The sequence below is a fragment of the Pseudomonas sp. P5_A12 genome (genome assembly GCF_056400685.1).
In genome coordinates, this window is record NZ_JBFUKU010000322.1 from 1 (window position 1) to 5,752 (window position 5,752).

A 5,752-nucleotide genomic window follows, 5' to 3' on the forward strand; every position below is an offset into this window, starting at 1 on the left:
GTGCGCAGCCCGCAGAGCAACGGCATGGCCGAGAGCTTCGTGAAGACGATCAAGCGGGATTATGTGGCGCACATGCCCAAGCCGGATCGAGAAACGGCGCTGCGTAACCTGGCAATTGCCTTTGAGCATTACAACGAGCAGCATCCGCACAGCGCTTTGAACTATCGCTCACCGAGAGAATTCAGGCGCTTGGCAGTGGCATCCATTTAACGGGGAGTTGGTGTCCGGTTTTGTAGGGGCAAGTCCAGCAGGACAGTCGCGAACTGCAACAACTCCAACTCTCAACCTGCTTTCCTGTGTTCAGGGGTCACATTGAGAGTGACGGTAAAAGACCCCGGCAACACCTATAAAGTCTGGGACCCAAGCCCTACATCCATTAAAAGCGGCGGTGTTTCCGCTTCATTTCTACGGGCAGATGCGAATTTCGGAAGATTGGCATGGGGTTATGGCAACGGTTATATCCTGTACCCCATATTCGAGGCACCGACTGACAAAACAGATCTGGACTATCTGTGTTCTTACCCCATGGATGGATGGACATGGCACCGAAGTGAAACCTCCGTCTGCGTTCCCCATCGTGACTATCCTGTTCAGAGTCAACTTTGCCAAGGTGCAGGCGTGACCACGGCAGAACAATGGCTGGCGGTGTGGAATACACCAGGCGGCAATCCAAATCTGCGCCAATGCGGTTTCGACATTACCGATGATCGCAACTATCTGGCAGGACCGGCATTTTACCAATCCCTTCGTGCAAAAACCCTTTTGGGTACTACAGGGTTCAACGGGCATAACGAAGTCATTATCAAGACCTGGACACCCGGTCGCCCCAATACGCTTCCGATCATGGCGTTCTTTTACGTTTACGGCGGTACAGACCCGAAACCACTCGCCGACGCGCAATACAACCAACGGGATTTCTACAACTCGACCAACCCCAAAATTGTGGTCCCCATTATCCGCCTGACCCCCGCGAATAGCCCCACGGGGACCGCCACCTTTCAATATGCCGTAGCGGATCAGGCAGTGACTCAATGAACGACCCAGTGCATTTATCACTGGCACGCTTGGCGAAAGAATTCGAAACTCTCCTGCCCGCCTGAAACGTCAATACAGGTGATAACAAAGGGAGTGTTCAATGCGCACCATCGGCCTCATTGGCGGCATGAGCTGGGAGTCCAGCGCCGAGTACTATCGCCTCATCAACCAGCAGGTTCGCGACCGACTCGGGCCGTTGCGTTCGGCGCAGTTGCTCATGTTCAGCGTCGACTTCGGGCCTGTCGAACAGGCCCAGCATGCCGGCCGCTGGGACGATGCGGYGGCGATTCTGGTGGATGCGGCCCGGCGGCTTGAAGCTGGCGGCGCCGAGTGTGTGGTGCTGTGTACCAACACCATGCACAAGGTGGCCGGGCAGATTCAGGCCGCAATCACGACTCCGTTCCTGCATATCGCCGACCCGACCGGTCAGGCAGCCGTGGATACCAATGCGTTGAAGGTCGGTTTGCTCGGAACCGCGTTCACCATGGAACAGGACTTTCTCAAGGATCGTCTGAGCGCGATGGGTTTGACCGTGCTGGTGCCTGAAGCCGAGGAACGCCAGGCGGTGCACCGGATCATCTACGACGAGTTGTGTGTCGGGGTGATCAGCGAGGCATCACGCAAGGTCTATCAGCAGGTGATCGAGTCGCTGACCCAGCGAGGCGCCCAGGCGATCATCCTCGGCTGCACGGAAATCGGCCTGCTGATCAAACCCGAGCACAGCGCCCTGCCCTTGCTCGACACCACCGAACTGCATGCGCAGGCAGCGGTGGCGTTCGCATTGGGCGACTGAGTCACAGCATGCCGAGAACCCATGCAGGAGTGAGACCGGCTTGCCGGCGATGGCGGACTAACAGTCAAAATCGATGTCGACTGATACACCGCTATCGCCGGCAAGCCGGTCTCACTCCTTCAGTTTGTCCGCTTTCAGCCTTCGAACCAATCCCGGCGTTCATTGAAGGTGTTATGGATCAACTCGACGATCATCTGCACATTGGCCTGCCCTTGGGACTCGGCATTCACCGCCATCCATACCTGGCGCTGCATCGGCTGGTCGAACAGGCCGGGCAATGCAATCAGCCCGCGGTCGAACTGGCTCATGTAACGAGGTAACAACCCTATGCAGGCGCTGCAACGGATCATCTCCAACATCAGCGCATACGAATGCAATTGCACCACGCCGGCCAAACGTTGATCCACCACGTTATTCCACGACCGAAAACTCTCGACCTGGCGGTCATGCTGCCATTGCACCAGCATGAAGTCGGACAGGTCGTCGAGATTGTCCGGCCGTGCGGCGACCCGCGAGTAGCGCTTGGCAATGTGCGGCAGGTACTCCAGACGAGCCAGACGCTGCGGTTCGCTCACCGCAAAACTCGGGCCCGGCAGCGACGAATCAGTGCCGGCCAGCCACAGCACCACATCGGCGCTGATCGCTTGCAGGCTCAGTTCACTGTCGAGAGTAATGATTTCCAGCCGCACGCTGGYATTGCGGCGCAACAACGCGATCAGGTCACGGCCGAGAATGTCGTGCAGGATCGACTCGGCCACCGCCAGGCGAATCAGCGGCTGCTCAATCACTGGCGCATCGCGCTCATGGGCCAAAGCGATCAGTTGCGCCTGAAGCGCCAACCCTTCACGACTCAGGGCCAGGCCATTGTCCTGATGATTGAACAGCGAACATTGCAATTGCGCCTCAAGCTGCGCCAGGTGTTTGCGTAACTGCGTGGATTTGATATTGAGGCTGCGAGCGGCTTGCATGAAGCTCCCGCAACGGGCGCTCACCCGAAAGGACTGCGCCAGCACCGGATCGATACCGGCAGYGCAAGTGGATTGCGTGAGTGACATCAATGACTCCTTGTCGATCTATCCTTGAAAACCTCATCCTGCGCAGCGTTTATGAACCTGATGTGACACCCGGCACGGATAATCGATTCAGCCGCCAGGGGGTTGCCGAAAACTCACCGCCAGGCGATTCCAGCTGTTGATGGTGGTCACGGCAATCGTCAAATCAACCAACTCCGTTTCGCTGAATTGCTCGCGAGCCCCTGCGTAAACGTCATCCGGCACGTGGCTTTCGCAGAGCAGCGTCACCGCTTCTGTCCAGGCCAGCGCAGCGCGCTCGCGCGGGTTGAAAAAGCCGCTGTCGCGCCACACGACGATCGAGTACAGGCGCCGGTCGGTCTCACCGAGGCGCCGTGCGTCCACCGAATGCATATCGGTGCAAAAGGCGCAGCCGTTGAGCTGCGAGGCGCGGATCTTGATCAGGTGCAGCAACGCGGGTTCGATACTGAGGTTGCTGGTCAAGGCTTCCATGGCAATCATCGCTTTCATCGCTTTGGGCGAAGCGCTGTAGTAATCCAGGCGGGAACTCATGGCGCGACCTCAGGGATCGGTTAGTGACCTCCACGTTAGGCGGTGATGCACGCACGTTACAGGGCCAATTCAACGAAAAAGCCTGGGACCATTCGGCAACAGACCAATCCGGGGTATTTGGCCCGCGCAACTTCTGTACAGCTACTCTTGCGGGTAATCTGGCACGACGCACATGCGCCTAAACCGCTGCAGGAGCCTCGCCGGTATGGAACTTCATGTTGTCATCAACGGCCGCAAGGACCTGGCAGGCCAGTTGTACAACCAACTGCGCAGCGCCATCGAATCCGGACGCCTGGCCGCCGGGACACAGTTGCCACCCAGCCGCTTGCTGGCCGAACAGCTGGGGATTTCGCGCAAGACCATTTCCGACACGTACTCGCAACTGACCTACGAAAACTTCCTCACCGGTGTGATCGGCAAAGGCACCTACGTGAATGCCCGGCCATCAAAAATCACCCGTAAACAAAGCCATTCCGAGCTGGCGAGTTTTGAGGTCATCGAATCCTGGCGCAATCTGCCGGTGTTCCTGCGTCATCCGACACTGGAAGGGTCGTTGCGCTATGACTTCATTGGCGGCGCCGTCAGCAAGGGCCAATTCCCGCAGGATGACTGGCGTCGCTGCACGTCCCACGCCTTGCGCCAGATGAACGGCTCCAAAGGCCTCTACAGCCTGCCCGAAGGCCTGCCGGCGCTGCGCAATGCCATCGCCCGGCACATCGCGTTTTCGCGCGGGGTCAATTGCCAGGACGAAGACGTGGTGGTGTGCAATGGCGCGCAGCAGGCGCTGGACCTGATTTCCCGGGTGATGACCCGCCCCGGTAGCATTGTCGCTATGGAAGACCCCGGCTACCCGCCGGCGCGCCTGTTGTTTGGCTCCCACGGCGCCACGGTGATCGGTGTACCGGTGGGTGCCGAAGGCATTCAGGTGGACCAAATCCCCCTCGGCACGCGGCTGATTTACGTCACACCGTCCCATCAGTTCCCGCTCGGCCTGCCGATGAGCCAGGAACGCCGGGTGGCGCTACTGGAACGCGCTTATGAATTGGGCGCGATCATCATCGAAGACGATTACGACAGCGAATTTCGCTACGAGGGCCGCCCTGCCGATTCGCTACAAAGCATGGATGAGCGCGGGATCGTCGCTTACGTCGGGACGTTCTCGAAAACCTTGCTGCCGGAGTTGCGCCTGGGCTACGCAATTTTGCCCCCGGCGATTCTCGAAGCGGTGATTCGTGCCAAGCAACTCACCGACCTGCACACCTCCACACTGCCGCAGTGGGCGCTGGCTAAATTCATTGCCGAAGGCTGCCTGCTCAAGCACATCCGCCGCTGCCATACGATCTATGCCGGGCGTCGCGAGCGGATTCTGGCACGCATGTCGGGCGACCTGTCGCCATGGTTCGAGCCGGTGCCCACCACGGCCGGGTTCCACGTGGTGGTGATGTGCAAAGTGCCTCTTGATCTCCCATTGGTGATCGAATTGGCGAAAAAGGTCGAAGTCGGGCTCTATTCCATCGAGCCCTTTTACTTTCAGCAAACACCGCAGGCTGGGCTGTTGCTGGGTTTTGGCGCCATTGACACCCTGGACATCGACACCGCTCTGGACCGTTTGCGCGACATTCTGCAGCAGGTAGCCTGACGGATTGGTCTGCGGCTTTACCGGGCGTTTGGCTATTGGCGGTCCGGGGAAGCAGGCCTATCCTGCCTAAGCGTTATCCCTCAATGAGCAGGATTCGTCCGGCCTGATTCAGGAGTGAGAACAATGTCCAACGAAGTGATTAATACCGTACAGGTGCAGGCTGCCGCCGGCCGCTCGGATGAACTGGGTAAGCAACTGCAAAAGATTGTCGAAACCCTGCGCGAACTACCGGGCTGCGATTCCTATATGGTCGACCGCTGCCCCGAGGACACCAACCGCTGGACCGTCAGCGCCCACTGGCAATCGGAAGCGGCCATGCAGCAGCATTTCAATTGCCCTGAGGTCCAGGGTTTTATTGGCCTGATCGACAATCATTTGGCGAATGCTGTGGATTTCAACAGCTTCCCTATTCGCTGATACGCCCTGTAGTTACTGAACCCGCAAGACCACATCCGTCCTGTAGCAGCTGCCGAGCTGCGCGAGGCTGCGTCCGGCTGCCCCGCGGCGCGTCAGGACAACCRCGTTTTCAGGGTTTACGACGACTCCGTCGCCGAAYGCAGCCTCGCGTTGCTCGACAGCTGCTACAAATCCCCTCAACCAGCTCTGAATCACTACCCTCCCCGTAGCAGCTGACGAGCAACGCGAGGCTGCGTCTGGGATTTGCCTGACAAAACGCGATTGCCCGGTGAGGTTCAAGACGGT

At 58.8% G+C, this 5,752-nt stretch carries 7 protein-coding genes; 5 read left to right on the plus strand and 2 right to left on the minus strand.

The genetic code is table 11. From position 1 onward, the window contains the following. The 3 genes from AC1DSG_RS26640 to AC1DSG_RS26650 all read left to right on the plus strand — a co-directional run. Positions 1–210 (plus strand): integrase core domain-containing protein (locus AC1DSG_RS26640; protein WP_477793555.1); only part of this gene is annotated, 210 nt, incomplete at its 5' end. 108 nt (positions 211–318) lie between these two features. Beyond that, positions 319–1,035 carry a halovibrin HvnC gene (locus AC1DSG_RS26645; protein WP_477793556.1) on the plus strand — a complete coding sequence of 239 codons (717 nt, stop codon included), beginning with the start codon at positions 319–321 and terminating at the stop codon, positions 1,033–1,035. A 100-nt stretch (positions 1,036–1,135) separates the two neighbouring features. Beyond that, positions 1,136–1,828 (plus strand): aspartate/glutamate racemase family protein, encoded by a 693-nt coding sequence (locus AC1DSG_RS26650; RefSeq protein WP_477793557.1) that lies wholly within the window; start codon positions 1,136–1,138, stop codon positions 1,826–1,828. A gap of 134 nt (positions 1,829–1,962) precedes the next feature. Here the strand turns inward: AC1DSG_RS26650 and AC1DSG_RS26655 are convergent, their stop codons facing one another. Beyond that, complete coding sequence (locus AC1DSG_RS26655; RefSeq protein ID WP_477793558.1) at positions 1,963–2,883, minus strand: LysR family transcriptional regulator; 921 nt, start codon at positions 2,881–2,883, stop codon at positions 1,963–1,965. Between the two features lie 87 nt (positions 2,884–2,970). Next, entirely contained in the window at positions 2,971–3,411 is a 441-nt protein-coding gene (locus tag AC1DSG_RS26660) for a carboxymuconolactone decarboxylase family protein (protein WP_477793559.1), read from the minus strand. Between the two features lie 205 nt (positions 3,412–3,616). Here AC1DSG_RS26660 and pdxR point away from each other — a divergent pair, with 205 nt between their 5' ends. Both pdxR and AC1DSG_RS26670 read left to right on the plus strand, forming a co-directional pair. Then, positions 3,617–5,050: a MocR-like pyridoxine biosynthesis transcription factor PdxR gene (gene pdxR, locus AC1DSG_RS26665; RefSeq protein ID WP_477793560.1), complete on the plus strand. Its 1,434-nt coding sequence runs from the start codon at positions 3,617–3,619 to the stop codon at positions 5,048–5,050. A 123-nt stretch (positions 5,051–5,173) separates the two neighbouring features. Next, positions 5,174–5,467 carry a putative quinol monooxygenase gene (locus tag AC1DSG_RS26670; RefSeq protein WP_477793561.1) on the plus strand — a complete coding sequence of 98 codons (294 nt, stop codon included), beginning with the start codon at positions 5,174–5,176 and terminating at the stop codon, positions 5,465–5,467. Positions 5,468–5,752: the final 285 nt, after the last annotated feature.